Genomic DNA, 26,488 nt, shown 5'->3' on the forward strand with positions numbered 1-26,488 from the left:
CCGACCTGTCGGCCCGGGCCGATCCTCTCCCCTGAATCGGTCGGGCCGGTGGCCGGCCGGCCCGGCCATCTAGGCACGGATTGCCCGGCTTTACCAAACGTCAATTTGCACCGGGCCGGGGCACGGGTGGCCGATTGGGCCGGGCAGCGCGGCGTCGCGGCACTGCAAATACAGGAAGGGCCACGCCCGGCAAGCCGGGGTGGCCCTTGTGCCGGTCGCGGAGACCGGTGGATCATGTCGCCCTATGCGGCGGGCACGGCCATGCCAAGCCGGGTGCCGTCGTTGCGCCGGCCCTCGGCCCAGGCCAGGGCCAGAACGGCGATCCCGGCGGCCGACAGGGCAGCACCGACCCAGCCCGTGGCCGCCCAGCCCGCGCCGGCCGACAGGGCCAGCCCGGCCAGGAACGGCCCCAGCGCATTGGCAAAGTTGAAGGCCGCGTGGTTCAGCGCGGCGGCCAGGGTCTGGGCCTCGCCGGCCACGTCCATCAGGCGCATCTGCAACGGGATGACCAGCCCGGCGGTGGTGCCCAGCAGAAAGATCATCACGGCCATCAGGGGCCAGTTGCCGACGATCAGCGCATAGGCCGCCGAGGTCACCATCATGCCGGCCAGCAGGACCAGCGTGCCGCCCATGCGCGACCACGAGGCCAGGCGTCCGGCAAACCAGTTGCCGATCGTCGCGCCGATGCCGAAGAGCGACAGCGACAGCGGAATGGCCCAGGCCGGAGCGCCGGCGGCGTCGATCATGGCCGCCGAGAAATAGCTGTAGACGGCAAAGACCCCGCCGAAGCCCACGGCGCCGACCAGCAGGGTCAGCCAGACCGCCCGGTTCTTCAGCGCGCCCAGCTCCTTGAGCGGCGAGGCACCCTGGGCCGGGGCGGTGGCCGGGGCAAAACGGCCCATCATGGCCACCGAGGCCAGGGCCAGAACGCCGACGATGACATACATGCTGCGCCAGCCGATGGCCTGGCCCAGGGCGCCGGCGGCGGGCACGCCGATGACATTGGCAATGGTCAGGCCCATCAGCACCTTGGCCACACCCGCTGCGCGCTGGCCCTTGGGCATCATGTCGGCCGCGGCCAGCATGGCCACGCCGAGGAAGGCGCCATGGGGCAGGCCGGCCAGGAAACGGCTGCCGATCAGGGTCGTGGCATCGGGGGCCACGGCTCCGGCCAGGTTGGCCAGGGCAAAGCCCGCGATCAGCATCATCAGGAAGGCCTTGCGCGGCAGGCGCGCACCCAGCACGGCCAGCACAGGCGCGCCGATCACCACGCCGATGGCATAGGCGCTGACGGCGTGGCCGGCCTCGTGGTCGGCAATGCCCAGGTCGGCGGCGTAATAGGGCAGAAGACCCATCGAAGCGAATTCCGACACCCCGATGGCAAAGGCACCAAGGGCGAAGGACAGGATGGCCATCTGGCCCTGGCGTGCGTCGGGCGACATCGGTCGTACTCCGTGGCTGTGTGGAAGCCACGGCGCATTCTCTGCACCGCAGCAACTCCAACGCTATGCAACCTCGGGGCCGCTGCCTATGGGGCCGCGTCGCATAGTCGCTATGCGGTGAGGTCAGGGCAGGCCGCCCGGCACGTTTGCGCAAACACGTCCGCCGACCCGGGACAGGCGGCGGGCGGGGCGGACCGAGCGGCGGAAGGCCCTGTTCCAAAGGGCGAAGCGGGTGTGGCATGGCCGGGCGCTTGGCCGGGAGGGGCCATGGTGGGCGGCGGCGGCGCGGGGACGGCGCGGCGGGCCGGGGTCTTCACATTGTCGTGGGCGGCGGGCGCAAAACGGGCCTGCGCGGGGCCACGAACCGGGCGTGAGGAAATCTCACCCGGCGGCTGAGGAAAGCTGCGGCGCGGCATTTCCCCGGTCGTGGCATCGTGGCAGGATCCGGCGAAAGGAGATCCACCATGCCCGACCAGATGACCGCCGCGACCATTCGCGCCCGGGGCCTGTCCGCGACCGACACCGCGGAGACCATCATCACAGCGATCGCGGCCCGCGAGCCCGAGGTCCGGGCCTGGGCCTGGTTCGACGCCGAGGCCCTGCGCGCCCAGGCGGCGGCGCTGGATGCCCGGCCCGAGCGCGGGCCGCTGCACGGGGTGCCGGTGGGCGTGAAGGACGTGATCAACACCCGCGACATGCCGACCCAGCACAATTCGCCGCGCTATGCGGGCAGCCGCCCGGGTGTCGACGCGGCCTGTGTCGACACCCTGCGCCAGGCCGGGGCGCTGATCGTGGGCAAGACGGTGACGACCGAATTTGCCTTTACCCAGCGCGGATCGGTCACGCGCAACCCGCTGGACCCGGCGCGCACGCCCGGCGGGTCGTCATCGGGATCGGGGGCGGCGGTGGCCGCGGGCATGGCCAGCCTGGCGCTTGGCACCCAGACCGGCGGCTCGACGATCCGCCCGGCGTCCTACAACGGGGTATGGGGTTGGAAACCGACGTGGAACGCGATCAGCCGCGAGGGGCTGAAGATGTATTCGGCCACCTGCGACACGCTGGGGCTCTATTCCCGCGACGCCGGCGATTTCGAAATCCTGGCCGATGTCTTCGGGCTGTTCGGCTTGTCCGACCTTCCGGCCGGCCTCGCCGGGCTCAGGGTGGCCTTCATGAAAACCCCGACCTGGCCCCTGTGCGAACCGTCGGTCGCGGCCACGATGGATAACGCCATTGCCCTGCTGGAGGCCGCCGGTGCGCAGGTCACCGAGGTCGCCCTGCCCGCGCCCTTCGACGGGCTGGCCGAGGCCCATGCGTCGATCCTGGATTGCGAAGGCCGCGCGGCGCTGCTGAACGAGGTGCGCACGACGCCGGACATCCACGACGAGTTCCGGGCCAAGGTCGAGAACCGCCGGGGCGAGACGCCCGACAGCCTGCGGGCAGCCTATCGACTGGCCGACGCATGCCGGGGCCAGTTCGACGACATCGCGGCGGAGTTCGACATCGTCATGACCCCCAGCGCGACGGGCGAGGCGCCGCTGGGGCTGGACAGCACCGGCGATGCCTCGATGAACTCGATGTGGACGCTGTTGCAGGTGCCGGTGGTCTCGGCCCCGGGGCTGACCGGGCCGGCGGGCATGCCGATCGGCGTGTCCTTCGTGGCCCGGCGCTACGAGGATCGCCGGGCGATCGCCGTGGCCAGGCTGGCCGGGGCGGCATTCGCCGCGGCCCGGGCCGAGGGCTAAGCGCGGGGCGGGCCGAGGGCTAAGCGCGGGGCGGGCCGAGGGGGCGGCGATCAGCCGTCCTTGCGGGCCATCAGCACCGAATGATCCTGGGTGTCGGGATCCTTGGCCATGAAACCGGTCAGGCGCATGCCGTTGTCTTCCAGGCAGCGGGCATAAGCCGCAGGCGACAGCGAGGCGTGGTAGACCCGTTCGGCCCCGACCGTCCCGCTGACCGCCCCGGCGCCGGGGCCGACGGTGGTCAGGAAACTGCCGCCCGGTTCGAGGTGGCGGGCAATGCGGGCGATGCAGGCGGTCTGTTCCTCGGGGCGCAGGTGAAAGAAGCTGTCCCAGGCGATGATCCCGCCGAACCGGTCGGGCAGGTCCAGCGCGCGCATGTCGCCCTGGCGCCAGTCGCCATCGGGCCAGCGGCCCCGGGCGATGTCGAGCATGGCCTCGGCGAAATCCACGCCGGTGACGCGGAACCCTTCCATGATGAACCAGCGCGCGATGGGGTCTCCGGTGCCGCAGCCCAGGTCCAGAACCCGGGCGCCGGGCGCGAGGCTGGCGGTGAACCGCGCCAGCCACTTGGCCTCGAACAGGGCCCGCGACCGGGCGGCATCGTATTGCGCGGCCTGGCGTTCATAGACATCGCGCGTGTCGTCGGGATCGGGGATCATCGGTGTGCCACCCTGTGCTGACCTGGCTTCGGGCGCTCCTATAGCCCGGCGGGGTCGGGTGGCGCCAGCCCCGCCGGGCTGGGCCGGGGCGGAGTGGGGGCAGACACCGGGCAGGGTCGCACAGTCAAACGGCGGATAAGACGGGGGGCGCGGGCCGGACAGGACTGGGGCGTACCGGGGGGCAGGAAGGGGCCGCAGGCCGGACAGGACCGGGGCTGAAAGTCGGGCGAGATGGGGAGATCGGTCAGGCAAAGGCCCGACAGGACCGGGCAATCGCGAGCCTGGGGCCGGAAAGGACCCGGGGGCTAGACGCAGGACAGGACCTGGCCAAATCGGGGGGCGGCAGGCGCCCCCCGGGGGATCAGCCCTGCAGCGCGGCCATGAACCGGCGCAGGTAGGGATCGAAGGTCTCGGGCACTTCCCAGAACGGCGCATGGCCGATCCCGGGCAGGCGGTGCACGGTGTCTTCCCAGAGGTTCTTGTAAGGCAGCCCGGCAATGAAATCGTTGTTGATGAACACGTCTTCCTCGCCGTTGACGATGGCCAGGGGCACCGGGCTGGCCAGGGCGATGGCCTGCTGGTCGGCCGCCTCGGGCGCCAGGATGCGTTCGAACATCAACCGCCGCGCCCGGCCGTCGGTGCGGGCCACGGCCTCCAGCAGGAAGGGCTCGAACGGGGCATTCTCGCCACAGGTCGAATGGGCATAGTCGGACACGTCCTGTTCGGTAAAGACCTCCTGCCCGGCCAGCCCCATGTGCTCGCTGGGCTTGAACCCGGCGTCCAGCGACTCGGACGTGGCGGCGAAGGGCGGCGTGCCCGAGATCATCAGCCCGGTCAGCGCCGGGCTGCGGGACATCATCTCAAGCCCGATATGGCCGCCCAGCGACCAGCCCAGGACGGCATAGGCCGGGATGTCGAGCGCCTGCATGACCTCGATCGCCGTCTCGGCATAGCCGGGCATCCAGTAGGTGCGCTCGGGGTCGGTGGCATCACCGCTCTCGCCATGGCCCGGCAGGTCGAAGGCGATGCAGCGGAAGGCCTGGCCGATGTCCCCGTCCAGCTGGTTGCGAAAGACCTGGCGGCAGGAGGAATTGCCGTGGATCATCAGCAGGACCGGGCCGTCGCCCCCGGTGTCGCTGACGGCAATGCTGGCGTGTGACGTGTCGATCCGGTGGGTGTTCATGGTGATGTCCTCATGTCTTGTGTCGCGTGGCCAGGAGACGGCCGAAAATGTCGATTGCCCCGCCGGGCGCGATGCGCAGCACCAGGATCATGGCCACGGCCACGACGATGAACCGCGCCTCTTCCAGCCCGCGAATGCCGGCCATCGCCTCGGTGGCAAAGGTCAGGGCCAGGGCGGCCAGCACCGGGCCCAGGATCGACCCGGCCCCGCCGATCAGCACCATGGACAGGATCAGCGTGGCCACGGAAAAGCCGAAGACCTCGGGCGAGGCCACGCGCAGGTAGATGGCATAGAACCCGCCGGCGATGCCCGTGAAGACGGCCGAGGCCACGAGCACCAGCATCCGTTGCCGGGCGACCGAGATGCCGCGGGCGGCGGCATAGTCGGGATTGTCGCGCACCGCCCGCAGCGACTTGCCGAAGGGCGAGCGCACCAGGGCCAGCAGGGCGATGACCGACACGGTCAGCAGGCCCAGGGCGACATAGTAATAGGCAAAGCGGAAATCGCGGATGAAGGCGTAATCTCCGATCCGCAGGTAGGGCAGCCGCACCAGCCCCTCGGCCCCGCCGGTCAAATCGCCCTGGCTCAGCACGATCTGCATGCAGAGCTGGCCGAAGGCAAAGGTGACAAGCACGACGTAGATGCCCTGCAGCCGGGCGACCGGCAGGGCGATCAGCAGGGCGGCCAGGGCGGCGGTGATGCCCCCCGCCGGGATGGCCAGCCAGGGCGACAGGTCGGTCGCGGTGGTCAGGATGGCCGCCGTGTAGACACCGATGCCGAAAAAGGCGAGATGGCCGAAGTTGAACAGCCCGCCCAGGCCCAGGCTGAGGTCCCAGTTGACCGCCACGGTGCCGTAGATGAAGGCGATGATGAAGATGTGGCGGGTGTAGCTGTCGGTCACGACGGCCGGCACCAGCGCCAGCACGACCAGCGCGGCCAGCGCGACATATCCCTGTTTGCGGGTCATGCGGTTCTCCCGAACAAGCCGTTGGGTCTGAAGACGAGGACGAGGATCAGCGCGACGAACAGCACCGAAGGCGTCCAGTAGAGCCCGAGCCAGAGCACCAGCAGGGCTTCGAGCAGGCCGATGACATAGGCCGCGCCGGCGGTGGCGCCCAGGCTGCCCAGCCCGCCAAAGATCACGACGATCATGGCATTGACCAGCGGATCGGCCCCCAGCCCGGGGGTGACGAAGCGGATCGAGCCCAGCAGAACGCCGGTCAGCCCGGCCAGGGCGGCCGACAGGCCGAAGGCCAGCGAGAAGGTGCGCGGCACGTCGATGCCGATCAGCGCGGCCGACGACCGGTTCTGGCCCACCGCGCGCAGCGACCGGCCGCTGCGGGTCTTGCCGGTGTACCACCACAGGGCCAGCAGGACGGCCGGGGCCAGCACGATGATCAGCGCCTCATGGGCCGAGACCGGCGCGCCCAGGATGCTGACCTGGCCTTCGACAACCCGGGGCAGCTGTTTCAGGCGCGGACCCCAGATGATCGAGATCCCGCGTTCCAGGATGGTCGAGGCCGCCAGCGTGGTCATCACGGTGATCAGCATCATGTTGCGATTGCCATAGAACGGGCGGACCAGCAGCAGCTCGATCAGCACGCCGGCCACGACCGCCGCACCGATGCCCCCGACGAAACCGGCCAGCAGGCCCAGCTGCAGCTGCTCGGACAGGGTCCAGGCCACGTAGGCGGCCAGGGTCATCAGCGCGCCATGGGCAAAGTTGAAGACGCCCAGCGTCGTCCAGATCAGGCTGAGCCCCGAGGCCATCAGCGCGTAGAGCGATCCGAGCAGCAGCCCGGACACCAGCGTGGGAATGAGTACGCCGTCCATCAATGCGCCTGCTCGCCGAAGTACATGTCCATGATTTCCTTGTGATCCGGCGCGTTGTCGCGGTTGATCTCGCTGGCCACCTCGCCCTGTTCGACCAGGTACAGCCGGTCGGACAGGGCAATGAGGAATTCCACGTCCTGTTCGACCACGATCAGCGGCACGCCCTTGGCCGCGATGGCCGCGATGGCCTCGCGCAATTCTCCCTTCAGCCGGGGCGACAGGCCCAGCGTCGGCTCGTCGAGGATCAGCAGCCGCGGATTGCACATCAGCGCGCAGCCGATCGACAGCATCTGGCGTTCACCGCCCGACAGGGTCCGCGCCCGTTGCCGGCGCCGTTCGGCCAGGCGCGGAAACAGGGAATGGACCTCGTCCAGCCGGGCCCGCCAGCCGTCACGGGCGCGCGGGCAGAAGGCCGCCAGTTCCAGCGTCTCTTCGACGCCCATGTCGCCGAACAGCGTGTTGCCCTGCTGGGCCTGCACCAGCCCCGCCGCGACGATGGCCGACGGCTTGGCCCCGGCGATGTCCTGACCGTCGAAGCGGATCGTGCCTTCGGTGGGCGTGAGCAGCCCGGAAATCGTGTGCAGCAGGGTGGTCTTGCCATGGCCGTTCGGCCCGAAAAGCCCGATGGCCTCGCCGGCGTCCAGGTGAATGTCGATGCCGTGCAGCACCGGCACGGTGGCATATCCGGCCCGCAGGCCGGTCACGTCGAGAAGCCGGGTCATGCCGCTGCCGCCCCCAGGTAGGCCTCGACCACGCGCTGATCGCGGATGACCTCCTGCGGGTCTCCCTGGGTCAGCACCGCGCCCTGGTTCAGCACCAGCAGGCGCTGGCTGACCGACAGCAACAGGCCGAGGACATGTTCGATGATGATGATCGTCACGCCGGCGCGGTTGACCTGCACCAGCAGTTCGTCCAGCGCGGCGATCTCGGGCCGGGTCAGGCCCGAAGCCGGTTCGTCCAGCATCAGGATCGCCGGACCGGCCACCAGGGCCGAGGCGATCATCAGTTGTTTCTTGCCATAGACCGACAGGTCGGCCGTGCGCATGTCGCGCCGGTCGGCGTCGAACTGCACCAGGTCCAGCGCCGCCTCGGCCGCGTCGCGCAGCGCCGCCCCGCGCAGGGCGCCGCCGTAATGGCCTCCCAGGGCGGCGGTCTCGCCGGCGGTCAGGTCGGGGAACTCGGCGTCCTTCTGAAAGGTGCGCGACAGCCCGGCCCGAAAGATCCGGTGCGGGCGCATGCCGTCGATGCGCTGCCCGTCAAAGGTGATCTCCCCGCCGGACGGGCCGAAGGGGATACCGGTGATGCAATTGAAAAGGGTACTCTTGCCGGACCCGTTCGGGCCCGCGACACCAAAGATCTCGCCTCGTTCGACGTCGAAACTGACATCGTTGACGGCGGTCAGGCCGCCGAAGGTCTTGGTGACGCCCCTGAGCGATAGGATCGGGTCCGGCATGGCCGTCACTCCATCCAGGGCGGTGCGACGAAGGCACCATCGGCATAGGCCGCGGGCGAGAAGAGCGCACGTTCGCCGTCCTGGATCTGGTAGAACTGCAGCGGGATGTTGTCGGGGCCCTGAACGGCCAGGTGGGTGGCCGGATCGAATTCCAGCTTGCCCGCCGCCGTGTCGGTGCTGGACGCGCCGATCCATTCGCCGATGGCCACCCGGTCGGCCGGGTCACCCACGGCGCGCAGCGCCTCGGCATAGAGCATGACCTCTTCGTAGAGCATCGGGCCATAGACCCCCGGCGTCGCCGAGAAGGCGGTTTCGTAATCGCCGACGACCTGGGCCGCACGTTCAGAGGCGCTGCCCGGCAGGGTGCCGCCCAGCATGTTGTACAGCACGCCCGAGGAATTGCCGGCGGTCAGGTCGAGGAACTCGGGCACCGACGGCGCATACTGGATGAAGACCAGGCTGTCGGTCGGCTGTTCCATGAATTGCGACATGAAGGCCGCGGCATTGCCCGGCAGGTAATCGGTGTTGATGACCACGGCCGGCGGATCCTGCCGGACCTTGGCCAGGAAACCGCGCCAGTCGCCGACCTCGCCAAAGGGCACCAGGTCATTGACCATGATCTCCCAGCCGGCGGCCTCGAAGCTTTCGACCAGGCCTTCGGCGATGGTCTTGGAATAGGGGTTGTCCGACGAGATCAGGGCCAGCGACTTGTCGTCGACGGCCACCTGGCCTTCGGCGATCAGCCCTTCGATGACCGGCAGCACGCCGGTGTTGTAGGCGTCGAAGGACGGCGAGAAGGACCAGACCGTCGGAAAGGCGTCCGGGTCTTCGGAGATGATGTCGCGGGTCTGGGCCGAGTTGGCCGAGACCAGGTAGATCATTTCCATCTCGGCCATCATCTCGATCTCGAAGTTCGAGCCCGAGGCATAGCCCGTCACGATGGCGCCCATGTCGCGGTCGCTCAGCAGGCGCTCGGCGGCGGTGGCCACGGCCGCGGCGCTCTGGTCGGCCGCATCGCCGACGACCAGTTCAAAGGTGTAATCACCGATGCCACCGGCGGCGTTGAGCTGATCGACGGCCAGCTGGGCACCGTTGACCATTTCCTGGCCATCGGCCGCGGCGGGGCCGGACACCGGGGCCAGCACGCCGATCTTGACGACCTCGGCCGCGGCCAGGCCGGGCATGGCCAGGCCGGCGACCAGGGCCGTGGAGGCAAGGAAGGTTCTGCGCTTGAGCATTGTCGTTGTTCTCCGTGTTGGGATGTTCTGTTTCTTGTGTGCGGGACCGGTCTGCGCCGGGTGTTTCCCCGGGTGTCTGGCCGGCCCGTGCCGGATGTTCGGTCTCGCGTAACCGGCCCGTTCCGGATGCTGTATGCCGGAAGCTGTTTGCCGGAAGCTGTTGGCTTGCATGGCCCCCGCCCCCGGGGCCCGGCGCGGCCTAGCGGGTGCCGCAGATGTCCAGGATGGCCGCCGCGATGACCTTGGTCGTCTTGTGCAGCGAGGCCACGTCGACAAATTCGTTGTCACCGTGGAACCCGTCGCCCGACGGCCCGTAGATGCAGGCATCGACCCCGGCCCCGGCGTAATGGGCCGCATCGGTCACCGCGTCGAAACCACGGATCTCCGGCGCCGCGCCCAGGGCCGTGTGATGGCCGACCAGCGACGTGACCAGCGGGTGATCGACCGGCGTGTCCATCGGCGGGAAATGCAGCCCGCCCAGCTCCCATTCGACCAGCGGCGGATGCGCCGCCGTCCAGGGATCGAGCGCGGCAAAGGCGGCAACGAAATCCTCGAACCCCTTGCGCACCTCGGCCGAGTTTTCGTGGGGCAGGAATTTCAGGTCCAGGTCCAGCGTCACCCGGTCCGGCGTCATCGCCGGGTTGGTGCGGATCAGCGGCAGGCCGTCCTCGCCGATGCCCACGCCGCCATGGATCACGCCGGGGTTGATCGTCGACAGGCCCGGCGGGCAGAGCGGATGGTAATTGTTGCGGCAGCGCGAGGCCTCGAATTCCTTCAGCGCGGCCAGGAAGCGGGCGGCGATCTCGATCGCGTTGACCGCTGGCACCAGCCGCCCGGGCACGTCGGGCTGGGGGAAGATGTCGTTGTAGCGCATGCCTGCATGGCCCGACCGGCCGATCAGCGTGACGCGCACCCATTCCAGCCCGCCTTCCGCCGGCACGACCTTGTCCCAGGTCGGTTCGGCGATGATCGCGTTGCGGGCCAGGTGCCCCCGGGCCACGGCATCCATCGCCCCGAACCCGCCGGCCTCTTCATCGACAACCGCATGCACCGACACCCGCCCGTCCAGGGTGATGCCCGCCGCCCGGATGGCTTCCAGCGCGGCGATGCAGGCGGCCAGCCCGGCCTTCATGTCGACCGACCCCCGGCCCCAGAGCTTGCCATCAGAGATCTCGCCGCCGAAGGGATCGACATGCCAATTGGCCTGGTTGCCCACCGGCACGGTGTCGATATGGCCGCACAGGATCAGGCTGCGCTCTTCGTTGCCGGGCAACGTGCCGACGACATTGGGCCGGCCCGGCAGGGCGTCCCAGCTTTCGGTTTCGCATCCCAGCGCCTTCAGCCGGTCGGCGACCAGGGCGGCCACCTGGGCCTCGTTGTTCAGCCCCTGCTTGGCCTCGAACTTGGGATTGACCGAGGGGATGCGCACCATCTCGCGGGTCAGGTCCAGCACCCGTTCGGGGGTGGCATCGATGTCGTCCCAGACGCTTTGCAAACCGGTCATGCCGTGGCCTCCTTCAGTTCCGCGATCAGCGCGTCGGTTGTCACCTGGCGGCAATAGCCCTTGATCGTCGCGATCGAATTGGCCTGGCGTTCCGGCGTGTAGGTCAGGCAGGCATCGGTGACCTGGGTCACCAGGTAGCCCAGGTCGCAGGCATCGCGGATCGCGCTTTCGACGCATTGGTCGGTGATCAACCCCGAGATCACCAGCTGGCGCACGCCCAGGCAGCGCAGCACATAGTCGATGTTGGTCGACACAAAGACCGAGGACGACGACTTGGGCAGCCAGATCTCGTCCTCGCCCGGGGCCAGCGCATCCAGCGGCCGGCCGTCCCAGGACCCCTTGGGCACGTTGAACCCGGTGATCTTGTAATCCAGGCTGCGGTCGCGCCCGTCCAGGGTCAGGCTTTCGATCGTCGTGTACATGACCTCGACCCCGGCCGCCCGGGCCGCCGTGCGCAGGCGCTGCATGTTGGGCAGGGTCTCGGCCTCGAACGTGTCGAAGAAGGCGCCGTAGCCGGCCGCGAAGGCTGCGTCGCTCATGTCCTTGAATTCGCCCCCGTCGCGGCGGGCCGAGAAATTCTGGACATCGATGTAGAGCAGCGCCGAGCTGGCGGGCTGCAGGGGTACGTCACGGGTCAGCATTGGGTCTCCAGTACGGTGCGGACGGCCCGGCAGAGCAGCGCGGCCATGGCGGCCTGTGTCTCGGGCGTGCGGATCAGGTCGTGGCGGATCTCGATCAGGCTGTGCGGCAGGCCCGAGGCCTCGCCATGGGCGGGCACGAACCAGTCCGAGGCATCGTCGATCTGGTAGGGCTCGTTCAGGGCCATGACCATCTCGGGCCGCTGCGCGGCGATGGCATCCAGCAGCGCCTGCGAGGTGGCCGTGTCGCCCCGGCAGAGAAAGCCGATGTGCCAGGGCCGGTCGGCCGGGTTGGTGCGCATGCGCGGGGTAAAACTGTGGATCGACAGCAGCATGCGCAGGTCGCCGGACCGGGCGGCGGTGACGGCGTCGTTGTAGGGCGCAAAGATCTCGTCCACCCGGCCCCGCCGGTCCGCGGCCGTCAGCCCGGCATTGCCCGGCACGCGCAGGCCGTCGGACACCTCGGGGATGGCATCGGGCGCCTCGGTGGGCCGGTTGCAATCGATCACCAGCCGGCTGTAGCGCTGCAGCACCGCCGCGCAGCCCAGCTCGCCGGCCATGGCCCGGGTCACCCCCGCCGCGCCGACATCCCAGCCCACGTGCAGGTCCAGCGCCTGGCGGTCCAGCCCGAGACCGTTCAGCGCCGCGGGCACCGCCTGGCCGGCATGTTCGCAGACCAGCAGCACCGGCGGCCCGCCCCGGGCCGCGATGCGCTCGACCGGGTCGGGATCGACACCGGGGTCGAGCAGCGGCGCGGTCAGGTCCTGCACGGGCGCCTCCGCGACCGGGTCCGACGTTGGGGAATGGGGCGTGTCTTCATGCTCCCAAGGTTGACTAATTTTTTTCAAAGTCAATTGATCCGTTCACTTTGACAGGTTCTGTTCGTTTGACATTCACGATTCCGGGGCCGTTGCACAAGCATTAAGCGGCCGGTTTTCCTACTGGAATCGCAGGGATTTTTCACGCATGGCGACAGTGGCGCCCGCCCCTGGCGGACGCCTGCCCCGTCGGCATGCGCAAGGCGTGTTCAGCCGGGCCTGCGCCGGCGGCGGAACAGGTCCTCGATCTCGCGGTTGCCCATCACGCCGTTGGGCAAAAGCGCCATGACACCCACGATGACCACGCCCAGCATCAGCCCCGACAGGCCCAGCATCTGGGGCAGTTTCAGCCCGGCGATCTGGGGCCCGGTTTCCAGCCAGCGGATGGTTTCCAGCCCGATCGAGATCAGCAGCGTGCCGAAGACCGCGCCGGAGACGCTGCGCAGCCCGCCGAGGATCAGCATGGCCACGGTCAGGAAGACAAAGTTGAAATAGAACGGCCGGGCCGAGATCGTGCCGAGGAAGAAGGCATAGGCAATGCCGGCCACGGCAAAGAACAGCGTGCCCAGCACCCAGGCGATCAGGCGCACGCGGAAGACATTGACGCCCATGGCCCGGGCGCCGATCTCGTCATCCGCACAGGCCCGCAACTGCACGCCATAGCGGCTTTCGCGGAACCAGCGGGCGCCGAATATGGCCAGGATGGCCAGCACGGCGATCTGTGGCAGGTCCATGACCTTGGGGATGCCAAAGAAGGCCTGGTTGCCCTTGAAGATGTCGGTGCGGTGCAGAAAGATCGAATGCACGATGACCAGGATGGCGATGCTGACGATGGTCACGCCCACGCCGGTCAGCCGGGCGATGAACAGGCCGGTCAGCAGGCCGAGCAGGCCGGTGATGCCCAGGGCGATCAGGGCCGACGGCCAGGGCGACAGGGCAAAGGCGTTCAGCCCCCAGGGCGCGTCGGGCAGGGAAATGGCCTTCATCGCCACGGGCGTCACGCAGATCGCGGCGGCATAGGCCGCGATGCCCATGAAGGCGCTGTGGGCAAAGCTGGTCAGGTTGGCATTGCCCATGAAGACCTGCAGGCCGACGACAACCAGCAGGTTGACGAAGGTGGCATAGAGGATGCGCGCCTGCCAGGTCTCGCCCCAGAGGTAATAGGCTCCCAGGATCAGCAGGATGAGCAGGCTGAGAAGCGCGCTGCCCAGAAGGCCGCGGCGTTGGCTCGGGTTCATATCTTGTCCCCCTTTTCCTTGGCCGGCGACAGGATGCCGTCGGGCCGCCACACCAGGATCAGGGCGACCAGCGAGAAGACCACCGCATGGGCCAGCCCGCCGTAATTCTGGGGCAGCAGCACCAGGACGGCCACTTCGACCGCGCCCAGCAGAAAGCCGCCCAGCACCGCGCCGGGCAGGCTGCCGAACCCGCCGATGACACAGGCGACAAAGGCCGTGAGCACCGGGTCGAAGCCCATGTGGGGCAGGACGCTGCCGCGCCGGGCCATGATGAAGATGCAGGCCAGGCCGGCCAACAGGCCCGACACGGCAAAGGCGCAGGCGATGACCCGGTTGGCCCGCAGGCCGCACAGGCGGACCATCTCGAAATCCAGCGCCGCGGCGCGCATGGCCAGGCCCAGCGTCGTGCGCCGCAGGAAGACCAGCAGCACGACGATGGCAATGGCCGTGGCCAGGGTTTCGTAGATCTGCAGCGACGAGACCTGGATCGCGCCCAGGGTCACGGTCTGGTCGAGAAAGATGAACTGCGTCGCCGGGATCGGCCGGGGCGAGCCCAGCAGCAGGAACAGGTTCTGCAGGATGATGCTGACCCCGAAGGCCGTCAGCAGGCCGGTCGTCAGGTCGGCCCGGCGCACGGTGCGAAAGGCCACCCGTTCCAGCAGGACCGACATGGCCACGCAGGCCAGCAGCACGGCAGCCATCAGGATGAAGGGGTTCTTGGTCAGCAGGGTGCCGACGATGACCATCGAATAGCCGCCGAAGGCAATGACCTCGCCATGGGCGAAATTGACCAGGCCCATGATCGAAAAGACGATGGCCAGGCCCAGGGCGATCAGGGCGTATTCGGCCCCGAAGCTCAGGGCGTTGAGGATTTGCTGGATGGCGTAGTCCATCAGGAATGCACTCCGGTGATCTGGTCCATCAGCATCGCGCCGTCGCCGTATTGCGCGGCCTCGCCCTGCGACGAGATCGTGCCGTTGTTCAGCACGTAGACGTAATCCGACAGGCCGATGGCCGCCGTGGCGTTCTGTTCGACCAGCAGGATGGTGATGCCCTGCCGGCGCAGGTCGCGGATGATGTCGAAGATCCGGGCGGTGATCTGCGGGGCCAGGCCCAGCGACGGTTCGTCCAGCAGCAGGATGCGCGGCTGCGACATCAGCGCCCGGGCGATGGCCAGCATCTGCTGTTCCCCCCCTGACAGCGTGCCGGCCGGCTGGTCACGGCGTTCGCCCAGGATCGGGAACTGCTCGAACCAGCCCAGGATTTCCTTGTTGACCCCGGCCTTGTTGGCCCGGCTGGCCGCGCCCATCACCAGGTTCTCGCGCACCGTCAGGTTCGAAAAGATCCGCCGGCCCTCGGGCGAGATGGCAATGCCCAGCCGGGTGCGGGCCTCGACGGCCAGCCGCGAGATGTCCTGGCCGGCCAGCCGGATCGAGCCGGTCGACCGGGCGGTGCCGGTGATGGCCGACAGGGTCGAGGTCTTGCCCGCCCCGTTCGGGCCGAGCAGGGCGACGCAACTGCCTTCGGCGACCGACAATCCGATGCCGTGCACGGCCTCGATCGGGCCATGGGTGACCCTGAGATCCTGAATTTCGAGCATGAGTGATGGGCTTTCTTCGAAGCGCCGCCCCGGTCCGTTGCAGGCCCGGGGCGGCGGGAGGCCGGCTTATTGCCAGCCCGGCACGTTGTCGGGGATGTCCTGCTGCAGCACGACGCGGGCGCCGTTCTCGAAGCCGATCACCGGGATCTCGCGCAGGGCATAGCTGTTGGTGTCCTGGAAGCTGATCGCCTCGACCGACATGACCGGGATGCTGTCGGCGCTGCGGATGGCCTCGCGCACGGCGACCGGATCGGTCGACCCGGCGGCCTCGACGCCATAGGCGATCATCTTGATCGTGTCGGCGCCCAGCGACGGGAACAGGCCGTTCACGTCCATGCCCATCTCGGCACATTCCTTCTGGAAGGCGTCGATGCGGCTGCCCGGAACCGCCGGGGCCAGGGTGCCAAAGAACACCTTGTCCAGCGCGGTCGGGTCTTCTTCGGCCAGGGCGTCGAGCGAGGGGTCGTCGAACCCGTCCGACCCGACCACCCAGGCATCCAGCCCGGCCGAGCGCATCTGGCGGATCAGGATGCCGATGTCGGGCATGGCCCAGGAGATGAACACCGCGTCCGGCGCGGGATCGAGCGCGCGCAGCTCGGCGATCTGGGGCGACCAGTCGGTCGTGCCCGAGGTATAGTTGAGCGTGGCCTGCAGCGTGCCGCCGTTCTCGACGATGACATCCGAGAACCATTCCGGCAGCGCCGCCGACCACGAACCGCCTTCGTCCGAGGTAAAGATCACGACGTTTTCCACGCCCTGCGACAGGGCATAATTCGCCGCGGCCGTGGCGGTGTAGGGATCGGGCGCGACATTGGTGATGAAATTGTCCACCACGCCGGAATGCATCTCGATCTGGGTGCTCTGGGCCTGGATGACCGACACGCCCTGGGCGCCGGAAATCTGGGCCACGGGGATCATCGTGTCGGAGAAGGGGATCGTGGCCAGGGCAACGATATCCTCGCCCAGGAACCGTTCGGTCAGCGAGATCGCGGTCTGGGTGTCGGCCCCGGTGTCCTGGATCAGCAGTTCGAACATGCGCCCGTCGACGCCGCCGTCCTTGTTGATCATCTCGGCCATGCAGCGCGCGCCGTCGACCTCGTTATAGGCGGCGTAATCGCCGGTCAGGGGCACCGGAAAGGCGACCTTGATCGTCTCGCCGTCCTGGGCCATCGCCGCGCCGGCAGCCAGGGCCAGCGCCCCGGCGCCGCCCAGCAGAATGCTACGTGCCAATGTGTTCGACTTCATCTGGTGTACTCCTGTCGGTGTGATGTCCTTGGCCGAGATAGGCCTTGATGACCTCTTGATTGCTGGTGATCTCGGCAGGTTCGCCGGTTGCAAGCAGCCGGCCCATGTTCATGACCGTCAGCTTCTCGCAGGCGGACATGATGAACTTCAGGTCATGTTCGATCAGCACGATCGAACAGGGATGACGCTGGCGCAGCCAGGTCAGGTTCTCGAAGAGCTGGTCGGTCTCGGCGTGGTTCATGCCCGCCGCCGGCTCGTCCAGCATCAGCACCCGCGGCCGCAGGGCCAGCGCGCGCACGATCTCAAGCCGCCGCATCTGCCCGTAGGGCAGGCTGTCGGGCGTATCGTCCAGCACCCCCGACAGGCAGAACCGCGCGATCGCGTCTTCGACCAGGTCGGGATCGGCGTCACGGCGCCCGCGCATGTGGATTTCGGCCACCTCGATATTGCGCCGGACGCTGAGGTTGCGGAACAGCCGCAGGTTCTGGAACGTCCGGGCGATGCCCAGCCGCGCCCGCTGTTCGGCCGGCAGGCGATGGACGGGCTGGCCATCCAGCTCGATCTCGCCGGCACTGATCGTCAGCAGCCCCGAGATCAGGTTCAGCATGGTCGTCTTGCCCGCGCCGTTCGGCCCGATCAGCCCGTGGATCTCGTTGTCGCCGACGGTGAAGCTGACGGAATCCACGGCCTGGACCCCGCCAAAGTTCTTGGACACCCCGCGGATCGTCAGCATCAGTAGACCTCGGCGTAGCGGGCGCATTTCGCGGGCCAGTCCAGCCCGTCGAGCTGGGCCAGCTCGCCCTCCTTGTGCGCCACGTAGACATCAACGAAATCGTCGCCGAACCATTCGCGCACGGCCTGCGACCGGCCAAAGGCCGCCAGCGCATCGCCCAGCGTCGTCGGCAACCGGCGGAAGCCGCGCGCGGCCAGGGCCGCCGGATCGAGCAACGACAGGTCTTCCTGCGCCGGGGTCGGCGGCTCGGCCTCTTCGCGCACGCCCTGCATGCCGGCAAAGACCAGCGCGGCCAGCGTCAGGTGCGGGCTGGCCGCCGCATCCGCCGCGCGGATCTCGAAATTGTACTGGCGGGCCACGCTTTCGGGATCCTGCGCCGTGACCGGGCAGATCCGGACCGAGGCCTCGCGGTCTCGGAAGCCCAGGTTGTTGTAGGCCGCGCTCCAGCGATGCGGGGTCAGCCGCAGGTAACTGATTTCGGACGGGGCCAGGATGGCCAGGATCTGGTCGAGGTATTTCAGCACGCCGCCGATGAAATGGCGGGTCAGGCGGCTCATCCCGTGCGGATCGTCCGCGTCATGGGTCAGCGGCGCATCCGCATCGTCGAGAAAGCTGAAATGCACGTGCAGCCCGTTGCCCACGCTGTCGGGATCGAGGATCGGCGCAAAGCTGGGCGCCAGCCCGTGGCGCTGCAGCACGTCATGGGTCAGCAGGCGCAGCACCGCCGCATTGTCCGCCGCCGCCAGGCCGATGGCCGGCTTCATGGTGATCTCGTACTGGCCCGGCCCGTATTCCTTCATGAAGGTGTCGGGTGCACAGCCCGCGGCCTGCAGCGCGTCGAGATAGTCCTCGGCCCAGGCCTGGCCATCGCGGAACCCCTTGAACCCAAAGGCATCTCCCGGCCGGGGCGGCTGGTCGCGCAGCTGGAATTCATGTTCGAACGCCGCCTGCACCCGGGCGCCGGTCAGCGCGTGGAACGCATCCAGCGCGCGACGCGCCAGCGAGCGCGTGCAGAAATCCCAGGGCTCGCCCTCCAGCGACCGGATGTCGCCAAGCGCGAAATCCAGCCTCTGGCCGTCCTCCAGCACAAAGCGGCTGTCCGCGTCGGGCACCAGGACCAGGTCGCCGAACGACCCGAAGGGCGAGTCGGAAATGCTGTCGAAACAGGTGATCTGCACGTTGGTCGGCGTCCAGCCCACCCCCCGGCGCGACCGTTTCTCCCAGTCGCCGGCCGGAAAGGACTTGCCCCGGACCACGCCGGACAGATCCGACGTTCCCACGAAGACGAGCCTGTTGTCGATGTCGTTGTTCCTGGTCATCATTTCATCCCTGCCGCGGGTTCGTCCCGCAGCTTGTCCCATTCGGAAATGCGTTGTTTCGTGGCCTCCCAGTCGCGTTCGGCCATGGCCACCAGCATGGCCTCGATCAGCGCGAAGGCCGGCACGTAGCTGTCCCAGATCGTGCCCGACGAGATCGGCACCGAGATCAGCTCGGTCGCGCCCTTGGCCGCCGGGCTGATCCACTTGTCGGTGATCACGATGGTCTGGGTCTTGCGCCCCCGGGCCTGGGCCGACAGCCGGGCCAGGTTGGCCTGGTAGCGGCGGAAGTCGATGATCAGCAGGATGTCGCGCGGGCGCATGCGCAGCAGGTATTCGGGCCAGAGCTCCGGGTCGGAGGGCACATGCGACACGTCGGCCCGGATCTGGCGCAGGTGGCGCACGAAGAACTCGGCGATCGAGTCGCTCATCCGCCCGCCGATCATGAAGATCCGCCGCTTGGGATCGGTCATCAGGTCGCACAGCCGTTCGAACTGGCTGGGCGTGATGCGTTCGACCATCTCGGCATTCAGCGCCTCGACGCTGCGCACATAGGCCGCAACCGAAGCCGTGCTGTCCCCGGCCAGGTCGTTACGCAGGTCGATCGGCGATTGCTGGCCTTCCTTCAGCTCCTGGACCAGCCGTTGCTGGAATTCCTGGAAGCCCGCGCAGCCGATCTTGGCCACGAAGCGCGAGATCGACGGCGCCGAGATATGGGCGCGCTTGGACAATTCCTGGATCGGTTCGAGCCCGGCAAAGGGGTAATCGGCCAGCAGCACCGAGACAAGCTGGCGCTCTGCCGGCGTGAACTGGTCGGCCATGTCTTCCAGCTTCTGACGGATCTGCATCGCCCTTCCCCGTTTGACGTGGGTGCCAAGGTAGGCATCGTGAAAATTTTTTGTCAAACCGAAAGGCGAGGATTGAATTGACTAATTGATTGCAGCCCCGACATTGAGCGCAAACCGGGCAATTGCATGGCCGGCGCGGTCAGGACGCAGGGGCGGCCCCCATGCGCCGAGCGCGCCAGCCTTCAGGCCCCTGCCATAGCGCAGGGGCCCGTTTTCATTGGGCTATCCGCCTCGGGCGCTGTGTCAGTTTTGTGCCAATCTGCCGTCAATCCGGGTCAAACCACATGCCATTACGTGCGCGCGTATCGCTTGGCGCGCATCGCACGGCGCGCAGAACGCGACCTATCGGCCAGATTTATGATTTTTCTAACGGATTACTGGTGATCCCGACAGGATTCGAACCTGTAACCTGCCCCTTAGGAGGGTGTTATGCATTGCCCATTTCTCCTTTTTCTTTCTGTAGGTTATCATTATTCGACGACTCCGTCTGTACGGACCGTGTACGAAAACGCGCCCGAATGTCGGCCTCATCGCTCTCCGGATGGGCGTAGATGCTCATCGGCAGATTGGCATCGGACCACCGGCCCGCCCGCGCCGCAGTAACAGGGTCCACGCCCTGTCGTATGACCAGCTCGGTGAAGAATCCGTGCCGTCCTGCAGCATGAGCCGAGAGGTACGGAATGCCAGCGCGGCGGCAGATCGTCTTCCAGCGGTTGTTGTAGCCGGTCGAGCTCGCATACCCGAAGACCCGCGGCGGCAAGATCGCCCCGGTCCTGCGGTTGCGGGGACGCTTGGGACGCAACTCCTGCAACTCCGCCATCATTTCCGGCGAGACGGTTATCCAGCTCTCCGGATGTCCCTTATGAGCTTTGACCCGGACCTGGCATTTCTCCGGACGCAGGTCGTCCGGGGTCAAAGAAACAGCCTGATCGATCCTAGCGGCCGTTTCGAACATGAAGCGCGCCATGGCTGCATTGTACGGATCGGCTTCCGCACAGAAGGCGTCGATCCAAGCCCGTGTTGCAGGAACCCGCTCAACACGGCTGGTCTTGCCGCGGCGCTTGTCTTGGGCGTTGCGCTCGAACTGATCGTAGCGACGCACGCGCAACAGTGGCGTTCCCTTCAGCTCGTGCGCATTGTTGATGACCGCTCGCGCCGGCGTCACGATTTCCCGCCACCAAGTATCCGTAGACGCGTTCGGGCGCAGCTTCGGACCGAGGTTCTTCAGCAGACGCCCGGTAATGGCCGCGAGGGGCAAACTGCCGATCTCATCGAGGATCGGTAGTAGTTGGCGCGCACTCCTGCTGTCAGGCTGGTAGAGTTCGGTTGCATCCGCGAAGCGAAGCGCCCGCTCCTCGCCGACGATGTGCTTGCGGATCTGCAACTCAGTTTCTTCGCTTATCCAGTCCCGCGCGCCAGCTTCCGAAGTCGATCTCGTGCTTTGTCGATATGGGCCGGCGATCGGGCGGCTGTTGTATTCGATCCAGCCTTTGACCCAGTAGACCTTGCCTCTGAGGTACGGTTCGAGCGGCACTTCCAATCCTCCGTCAGAATTTCATCGATCTGCTCGGGGGTGATGATCATGGCATTGCCGATCCGAAAGCACGCCCCCAAGCGGTTCGCCTTCTCCCGCAACGTTCGCTCAGCGATGTTGATCTGGCGGTACTCCTGCAGCCAGGAAACCCAGTCTGAAGGTGACTTGCCTGCGTCCAGAATAGCCGAACCACATCGGGCCTCCTCCGGGCGAATGGCTGCATGGTGTTCTCGATCGAAATCACTTCCCACGGGACCAGGTCCTGATAGCTTGCCCGCCTCTCCGAACCTGGGCCCCTTCAACGGATAGGATCGCCTCGACATGCTCCGCTGACAGCAGCATGACACGGCCGAGGGCGTAGTAGTGGCCGCAGGAACGAGCCTTCGCCCGCAAAACGCGCGCTGAGACCTCGGCACCCTGTGAGCGCAGACGCTCGCACCAAATCTCTGGCGTGACTGCGTTCTCAAATGTATCGTTCATCTGCGCCTCCAAACCGCTTCTCCGCTAAGATCATGGCCCGCCCAAATGGGTCAAGCAAATGAATTTATTACGTTTTCTCAGGAGACCAAAAAGCGGCAAGATCTGGCAGGTTTTCGATCTGATGAAGGAACGTTCAATGCCATTCCAGTTCAAGCCCGACCCGGACCAGGACAATTTGGTGATTCGTCCGGGCATGTCAGCGCAGCAAAAGGGCTGGATCAGGCGGAAGCAGATCGAGCGTTATCAGAGCGCGCGACACAAGGAGGCGGAAGAGGCCCGAACCTTTGAACGCTGCTACCGGCGAGGTGAAATGAGCCTCAGCCAGGGGCTTCGTAAATACCGCGGTCGTCGCGAGCTCACCCAAGATCAGTTGGCAAAAGAACTGGGCTGCTCCGTACGAGCCTATCGAGGCTACGAAAGCGGAGAGCGCGACATGCCAAGCTCCCTACTCCTGCAGATTTTGGCACGCGGAGACGTCGACATGCACGACCTGCTCAACGTTCGCCGCGATCCTGTTTGGGCTGAAACCCGCGATATAGTCATTGATCGCTACAACGAGGCCATGGCCCTTCTTTCCCAGCACGATCTCAATTTGCCCGCTGATGCTGAGGCGCCTGCTCGAGAAATCGCAGGTGAGGTAAGCGAACTTGGTGCGGTGGAGACGACGTCGGTCCCAAAGCGCGTTGAAGAAGAATGGGCCTACCTTGACCGTTGGTATCGGGAAGGTGGCTGGGGATTAGATGCCATCGGAGAAATCTTGAAAGAGCAAGAAGAGGAAGAGCGCCGTGCCGAGCGGAGGTTACGTGACGCGAGGAGAAAAAACCTCGAGTAGTCCGGAATGTTGAAGACCGTTCCCATGACAAACTTGATCCGCAAATCGGCTTCTTAGGCCTTAAGCGCTATATGACGCCAGGGCGCAAACAAGGGCGGAGAGCTGCCATTCGCTGCGCCAAGCATGAACGGCGGCGAAGCGGACATAAAGGCTTAGTGTGATCACGTTCCGCTGGTGACCACAATCAACACTAAGCGGCGTCCCATCGGAGCGACACTGCTTCACGAGCTCAGGCTCCACTGGCTTACTGTTTCAGATTAGAAAACCTCCGCTCAGCCAGACTAAAAATCCACGCGCCTCGAATGACCGACAAGGGCAGTTCGCCCCTTTATGTCTGCGCCTAATATATTAACGCCTATCCGCCCAATTATTCGTCTTCAAAATCAAAATCAAGCTGCTCACTACGGCTAACTAGTTGAATGGATAGCCGATCATTTTTTAGCTTAATTTGCGCATCCATGTTGATCGCCGGTAGCTCCACTCGGGAAAATCCATCAAAGCGTCCGAACCCAAAAAAGGTATATGGTACATCTATGCCATATGCACCCGATGATACTGGGACGACAGAGTAGGATCGGTCTTCAGATTTTTTCCCTCCAATGGAGGTCTCAAATAGAATTACGCCCTGCTCAAAACCGCCCGCCTTTTCTCGCTTTTTGTCAGCCTCTTTGGACACTTCCTCGAAAGAGAGATCAGCCCTCTTCATGAGTGAAAGTAGAACTTCCAAGGCGTCAGCCAACTCAGCTCGCTGTTCCTGAGGATTCTGGGCTCTTCTAAATTCAAGTAACTCTTCCACTAACTTACCTACAAGGAAGCTTAAAACCTGCTTGTTCGGCATTTCCTGCGTCCAGGCAGCTTCTTCGCTCTTTTTAATTTTCTCAGGTACTTTGTCGCGAATGAGCTTCCCCATCGGTGCTATTGAACGGGTTCGCTTCGCCTGCCGGGCGCTGCTTGCGATCACAGTACAGCCAGCCTTCTGCAACTGATAATATGCATGCGCTAACGTTGAGCCGCGTAAAATGATGGGGACGTCTAACTCGCGGCATGCCGCCGCAGCTTCTTCAAGGAACTGATTGTCGCGCATCAAATTCACATCAATCGGCGCAAGCTCTAATGCGACCCTCCCACGAGTGGCGACACGATCCCTAATTCCACAAAGGTCATCGCGCGACTTAATTGGAAAAGATTGCAACGCAGGGCGTTCCGGATTTGGTTGCTCATCCTCGACATGGGTCCAGTACCACGGTACGTGGAATGTGTCTCCACCGCTTGTTACGCAGCCAACGAACCACATAATGTGGACGGGCTTGCCGAGGCGGCGTGCTATTTCTAGTGATCGACCTGCGATTTCTCGTGCCTCTGAAATTGAAGCACACTGGCTCCTCGCCACTTCGTTCTTTACCCTCGACGTCTGCCAGCTTCCGTCTGGCTTCGGGAGAATGCAGTGAGATTTATACTGAGGCGTGTAAGATATGTTCTTGGTAGGGACATGAACGTCGATGATATCGTAAGGGTAATACTGTAGTGCATCTGCAAATCCCCAGTTCACATGGATCTCCACTTCAGGAGAATCCGGTCGCGCCAAAGCCCACGCGCTTGCCCTCGCTGGTATAAGCCGATGTGTAACAAAGCAAAATTCAGAACAGTCCAAGCCAAATTCCGTTTGCAAATTCATAGCTTGCTCAATGCACCAGCGAGCAGCTTCCGAAGGAGTCAAGCCTTCGCTCTTGGGGAGGTTTGTTAGCTTCTCTGACCCACGACGAATAGACGTTCGAATGATGATGTCGTCTGGACCGACGGTTTCCAAAAACTCACGAGTTAGCGACTCAACGAATTCCTCATCGCCAGCATAAATATCGTCCGGCAATAAGAAAAATAGTAACGGGATATTTCCTTCATTAACGGTCCAGAGCTCTTCCAGAACTGCAAGCTTATCCCAAGTCTTCTTTGATTCCGGCGTGGCGGGCTTTATCACCTTCCCGTTGCTGACCTCTCCTGCGTGCACCTTCGGAATGCGCACTTGAAACGGATTCACCCCAAAAAGATCTTCTGTCTCCTCATCAATTTGCACGATGAAGAAGCCGCGTGCGCCGAAGACCCACTCAAGGTTAACACGACAATGCGACTGCTGCAGGAGAACAGAGTTTACCCAAGCTGCAATAGCGCCAAAACTACGCGGATCACTGGGGCGAATATAGGGAGACAAGCCATTTAGTTCGTCGGCGGAAATATCACGCTGAGTGTTAAGGCGGCCTTCTGTTTCAGCTCCGCTTACCGATACAGAGCTGACTTGCCAATGATCACGAGTTTTAGATATACGCAGAAGGTTTCCAAATTCCCCATGGAATTGTGGGTGCACGAACTCCTGTAAGACGATCGCAACTTTTCGTTCGCCCGCATTTTCCTTTACTTTTTGGATTGCGTCGCGAAGTCGATCGTGTGTTGTTTTCGAGTTCAGATCCAGCAGCGGCACACTGAGAAATGTACCTCGCTCCCAGATCGATTCATCCAGAACACTGGATCGCACTATTACGGACTTCCCAGGGGCCAGAATTTCTAGTGCATCTTTTCCGGATATCTCGCTCAGCAAAGATTTCGGTTGTTGCAGTAAGTGTTCTATTGCTTCGCAGCTATAGAGTACAAACTGAGGTACCCAAGCCCTCGGAAGAGAGAGCAGCATTGCGCCCTTAGGCCCGTACACGGAGCTGAGGGCAGAGGCCTCCTCCCACTCAAGCCTCGCCGTTGCTTCAGACAAGAGCCGTCCTTGGATCATTTTTTCTCTAATGTCCCAAATACGGCATTAGCGATATTTGAAAGAAGCCCACTGACACCATCAGAAAAATACCCAATCAAAAAAGCCAAAGCCGGTGATGCTGCAGCAAATCTAGCAGGATCAGCCGTTTGCCCACCGACATATCCGCCATTCGCCAATGCTAGCACCGCAAGCGCATAGACACCGCCAAGGCAAGGAATTAGGAGTCGCCAGTACCTTCTGTCCTGATGCCACCTCCCCGTTGCAGCTGCGTGCACAAGCCATTTGATCGAGAAGGTAATTCCGCCAACGCAGCCGGTGAAAAATAGCGCCACAAGTCTAGCTTCCACCGAGAATACAAGTGGAGGCTCACCTATATCTGCTGAAAAATTTATCACCTGATTGCCAAGAGCCAGAAAGCCACCAGCCAAAAGGACGCAGACAAGCAATCCTCCGACCAGAATTCTTGCCTCAATCTTGATTTCGGCCCGCGCTTCGCTCGGGAATTTGGACGTCCACTCCCATGGCTTGCGGCCATCCGTGTACTCGTCTTTTGGCGTCAGACGCGGTGCCGCCTTAGTCGCCAACGAAGGAGAAACGCCATCGCTTCCAGCGATTGCAGATTGAGCCTCTTCCGAAGTATTTCGCAAATCCTGTTTCAGAGTGCTTTCCAAGCTTCAACGGTGCGACGAACGCAGGCTTCATGTGTAAATCGGCGGTAATCCCACTCTTCAGCCTTGCCTGCCAACTTGGCAACAATCTTCCGGAATAGCTGCGATGTGGGGGCCTCGCCACCTTGTGAAACATACGCGCTGGTAACGTCACCAAAAGCATAGTACTCATCACCGCCGTCGATCGAACCATAGGCTTCTTCGATGTCGCACCTTGTCCACGACACGCGAGCTGCCCGCGCTGCACTTCGAAATGCCTCAAAGCTGAAGGGGGCATCCAGAATTACATGAAGGTGTGCATAATCTGTACCGCACCCGACTACAGATCCGGGACGCCTTGGCCCATGCTCGAACCATAGGACCTGACTTGATGGCATCGCGTTAGCCACCGGCGCAATAATGCTTCGGATGTCAGTTGCTCTACGAGCGAAGAGATGCTCATGAAGATTGATACTTGGCTCTCGCGGAATGACGAGGTGCCAATGAGGAATTACTGAGCCCAGTGTCGGGGCGACCACGTAGTCTGGTGTCTGGGCGAGTACAGTGTTCCAGACCGACTGGTCGGTGGCTTCGGCCGTCAGCAGACCAGAAAAGCGGCTACCGTTGCTTTCCGAGTACCGAATAGAGTCCAGCATTGTCTCTGCTCCGTTATTTTCGATCATATATAGCAGATGAGCCATCAGCGTCCACGCCCTTAGTTAGCCATAAACTCGACGCGGAAATCAGGGCTAG

General features: G+C 64.7%; 24 protein-coding genes. 2 read left to right on the plus strand and 22 right to left on the minus strand.

The features are described 5' to 3' along the window. Positions 1 to 242: 242 nt before the first annotated feature. Entirely contained in the window at positions 243 to 1,442 is a 1,200-nt protein-coding gene (locus ACK3BB_RS00870) for an MFS transporter (protein WP_428926842.1), read from the minus strand. Between the two features lie 464 nt (positions 1,443 to 1,906). On the opposite strand from ACK3BB_RS00870, the gene ACK3BB_RS00875 reads away from it, so the two are divergent. Next, a complete protein-coding gene (locus ACK3BB_RS00875) occupies positions 1,907 to 3,184 on the plus strand; it encodes an amidase (RefSeq protein ID WP_428926843.1) in 1,278 nt (425 codons plus the stop codon). Positions 3,185 to 3,234: 50 nt separating this feature from the next. Here the strand turns inward: ACK3BB_RS00875 and ACK3BB_RS00880 are convergent, their stop codons facing one another. The 18 genes from ACK3BB_RS00880 to ACK3BB_RS00965 form a co-directional block, all read right to left on the minus strand. After that, a complete protein-coding gene (locus ACK3BB_RS00880; RefSeq protein WP_428926844.1) occupies positions 3,235 to 3,840 on the minus strand; it encodes a class I SAM-dependent DNA methyltransferase in 606 nt (201 codons plus the stop codon). A 361-nt stretch (positions 3,841 to 4,201) separates the two neighbouring features. After that, the gene (locus ACK3BB_RS00885; protein ID WP_428926845.1) at positions 4,202 to 5,023 is read right to left on the minus strand and encodes an alpha/beta fold hydrolase; all 822 of its coding nucleotides are present in this window, start codon (positions 5,021 to 5,023) and stop codon (positions 4,202 to 4,204) included. A 10-nt stretch (positions 5,024 to 5,033) separates the two neighbouring features. After that, the gene (locus ACK3BB_RS00890) at positions 5,034 to 5,990 is read right to left on the minus strand and encodes a branched-chain amino acid ABC transporter permease (protein ID WP_428926846.1); all 957 of its coding nucleotides are present in this window, start codon (positions 5,988 to 5,990) and stop codon (positions 5,034 to 5,036) included. Further along, positions 5,987 to 6,856: a branched-chain amino acid ABC transporter permease gene (locus tag ACK3BB_RS00895; protein ID WP_428926847.1), complete on the minus strand. Its 870-nt coding sequence runs from the start codon at positions 6,854 to 6,856 to the stop codon at positions 5,987 to 5,989. The genes ACK3BB_RS00890 and ACK3BB_RS00895 overlap by 4 nt, the downstream gene beginning before the upstream one ends. Then, positions 6,856 to 7,578 carry an ABC transporter ATP-binding protein gene (locus tag ACK3BB_RS00900; protein ID WP_428926848.1) on the minus strand — a complete coding sequence of 241 codons (723 nt, stop codon included), beginning with the start codon at positions 7,576 to 7,578 and terminating at the stop codon, positions 6,856 to 6,858. The genes ACK3BB_RS00895 and ACK3BB_RS00900 overlap by 1 nt, the downstream gene beginning before the upstream one ends. Beyond that, entirely contained in the window at positions 7,575 to 8,309 is a 735-nt protein-coding gene (locus ACK3BB_RS00905) for an ABC transporter ATP-binding protein (protein WP_428926849.1), read from the minus strand. The genes ACK3BB_RS00900 and ACK3BB_RS00905 overlap by 4 nt, the downstream gene beginning before the upstream one ends. Positions 8,310 to 8,314: 5 nt before the next feature. Further along, positions 8,315 to 9,547: an ABC transporter substrate-binding protein gene (locus ACK3BB_RS00910; protein WP_428926850.1), complete on the minus strand. Its 1,233-nt coding sequence runs from the start codon at positions 9,545 to 9,547 to the stop codon at positions 8,315 to 8,317. Positions 9,548 to 9,746: 199 nt separating this feature from the next. After that, positions 9,747 to 11,051 carry a M20 family metallopeptidase gene (locus tag ACK3BB_RS00915; protein WP_428926851.1) on the minus strand — a complete coding sequence of 435 codons (1,305 nt, stop codon included), beginning with the start codon at positions 11,049 to 11,051 and terminating at the stop codon, positions 9,747 to 9,749. Further along, the gene (locus ACK3BB_RS00920; RefSeq protein WP_428926852.1) at positions 11,048 to 11,692 is read right to left on the minus strand and encodes an isochorismatase family cysteine hydrolase; all 645 of its coding nucleotides are present in this window, start codon (positions 11,690 to 11,692) and stop codon (positions 11,048 to 11,050) included. Before ACK3BB_RS00920 ends, ACK3BB_RS00915 begins: the two co-directional genes overlap by 4 nt. Continuing rightward, the gene (locus tag ACK3BB_RS00925; protein WP_428926853.1) at positions 11,686 to 12,459 is read right to left on the minus strand and encodes an N-formylglutamate amidohydrolase; all 774 of its coding nucleotides are present in this window, start codon (positions 12,457 to 12,459) and stop codon (positions 11,686 to 11,688) included. Before ACK3BB_RS00925 ends, ACK3BB_RS00920 begins: the two co-directional genes overlap by 7 nt. A 257-nt stretch (positions 12,460 to 12,716) precedes the next feature. After that, positions 12,717 to 13,745, minus strand: coding sequence for a branched-chain amino acid ABC transporter permease (locus ACK3BB_RS00930; RefSeq protein ID WP_428926854.1), 1,029 nt, complete (start codon positions 13,743 to 13,745; stop codon positions 12,717 to 12,719). Next, complete coding sequence (locus tag ACK3BB_RS00935; protein WP_428926855.1) at positions 13,742 to 14,638, minus strand: branched-chain amino acid ABC transporter permease; 897 nt, start codon at positions 14,636 to 14,638, stop codon at positions 13,742 to 13,744. The genes ACK3BB_RS00930 and ACK3BB_RS00935 overlap by 4 nt, the downstream gene beginning before the upstream one ends. Then, entirely contained in the window at positions 14,638 to 15,345 is a 708-nt protein-coding gene (locus ACK3BB_RS00940; RefSeq protein WP_428926856.1) for an ABC transporter ATP-binding protein, read from the minus strand. Before ACK3BB_RS00940 ends, ACK3BB_RS00935 begins: the two co-directional genes overlap by 1 nt. Positions 15,346 to 15,411: 66 nt before the next feature. Beyond that, positions 15,412 to 16,575, minus strand: a complete 1,164-nt coding sequence (locus ACK3BB_RS00945; protein WP_428926857.1) for an ABC transporter substrate-binding protein — start codon at positions 16,573 to 16,575, stop codon at positions 15,412 to 15,414. After that, a complete protein-coding gene (locus tag ACK3BB_RS00950) occupies positions 16,565 to 17,323 on the minus strand; it encodes an ABC transporter ATP-binding protein (RefSeq protein WP_428926858.1) in 759 nt (252 codons plus the stop codon). The genes ACK3BB_RS00945 and ACK3BB_RS00950 overlap by 11 nt, the downstream gene beginning before the upstream one ends. After that, on the minus strand, positions 17,323 to 18,642 hold the full coding sequence (locus ACK3BB_RS00955; protein WP_428926859.1) for a glutamine synthetase family protein: 1,320 nt from the start codon (positions 18,640 to 18,642) through the stop codon (positions 17,323 to 17,325). Before ACK3BB_RS00955 ends, ACK3BB_RS00950 begins: the two co-directional genes overlap by 1 nt. Then, entirely contained in the window at positions 18,642 to 19,487 is an 846-nt protein-coding gene (locus ACK3BB_RS00960; protein WP_428926860.1) for a MurR/RpiR family transcriptional regulator, read from the minus strand. The genes ACK3BB_RS00955 and ACK3BB_RS00960 overlap by 1 nt, the downstream gene beginning before the upstream one ends. Positions 19,488 to 19,914: 427 nt before the next feature. After that, the gene (locus ACK3BB_RS00965) at positions 19,915 to 21,021 is read right to left on the minus strand and encodes a tyrosine-type recombinase/integrase (RefSeq protein WP_428928797.1); all 1,107 of its coding nucleotides are present in this window, start codon (positions 21,019 to 21,021) and stop codon (positions 19,915 to 19,917) included. A 538-nt stretch (positions 21,022 to 21,559) separates the two neighbouring features. Here ACK3BB_RS00965 and ACK3BB_RS00970 point away from each other — a divergent pair. Next, positions 21,560 to 22,333, plus strand: coding sequence for a helix-turn-helix domain-containing protein (locus ACK3BB_RS00970; protein WP_428926861.1), 774 nt, complete (start codon positions 21,560 to 21,562; stop codon positions 22,331 to 22,333). Between the two features lie 367 nt (positions 22,334 to 22,700). Here the strand turns inward: ACK3BB_RS00970 and ACK3BB_RS00975 are convergent, their stop codons facing one another. From ACK3BB_RS00975 to ACK3BB_RS00985, 3 genes are all read right to left on the minus strand, one after another. Next, positions 22,701 to 25,013, minus strand: coding sequence for a hypothetical protein (locus ACK3BB_RS00975; RefSeq protein WP_428926862.1), 2,313 nt, complete (start codon positions 25,011 to 25,013; stop codon positions 22,701 to 22,703). 89 nt (positions 25,014 to 25,102) lie between these two features. After that, positions 25,103 to 25,759 (minus strand): hypothetical protein, encoded by a 657-nt coding sequence (locus ACK3BB_RS00980; RefSeq protein ID WP_428926863.1) that lies wholly within the window; start codon positions 25,757 to 25,759, stop codon positions 25,103 to 25,105. After that, on the minus strand, positions 25,744 to 26,436 hold the full coding sequence (locus ACK3BB_RS00985; protein ID WP_428926864.1) for a hypothetical protein: 693 nt from the start codon (positions 26,434 to 26,436) through the stop codon (positions 25,744 to 25,746). The genes ACK3BB_RS00980 and ACK3BB_RS00985 overlap by 16 nt, the downstream gene beginning before the upstream one ends. Between the last annotated feature and the right edge of the window lie 52 nt (positions 26,437 to 26,488).

This window comes from Marinibacterium sp. SX1 (assembly GCF_050389775.1).
Taxonomy (GTDB): Bacteria; Pseudomonadota; Alphaproteobacteria; order Rhodobacterales; family Rhodobacteraceae; genus Marinibacterium.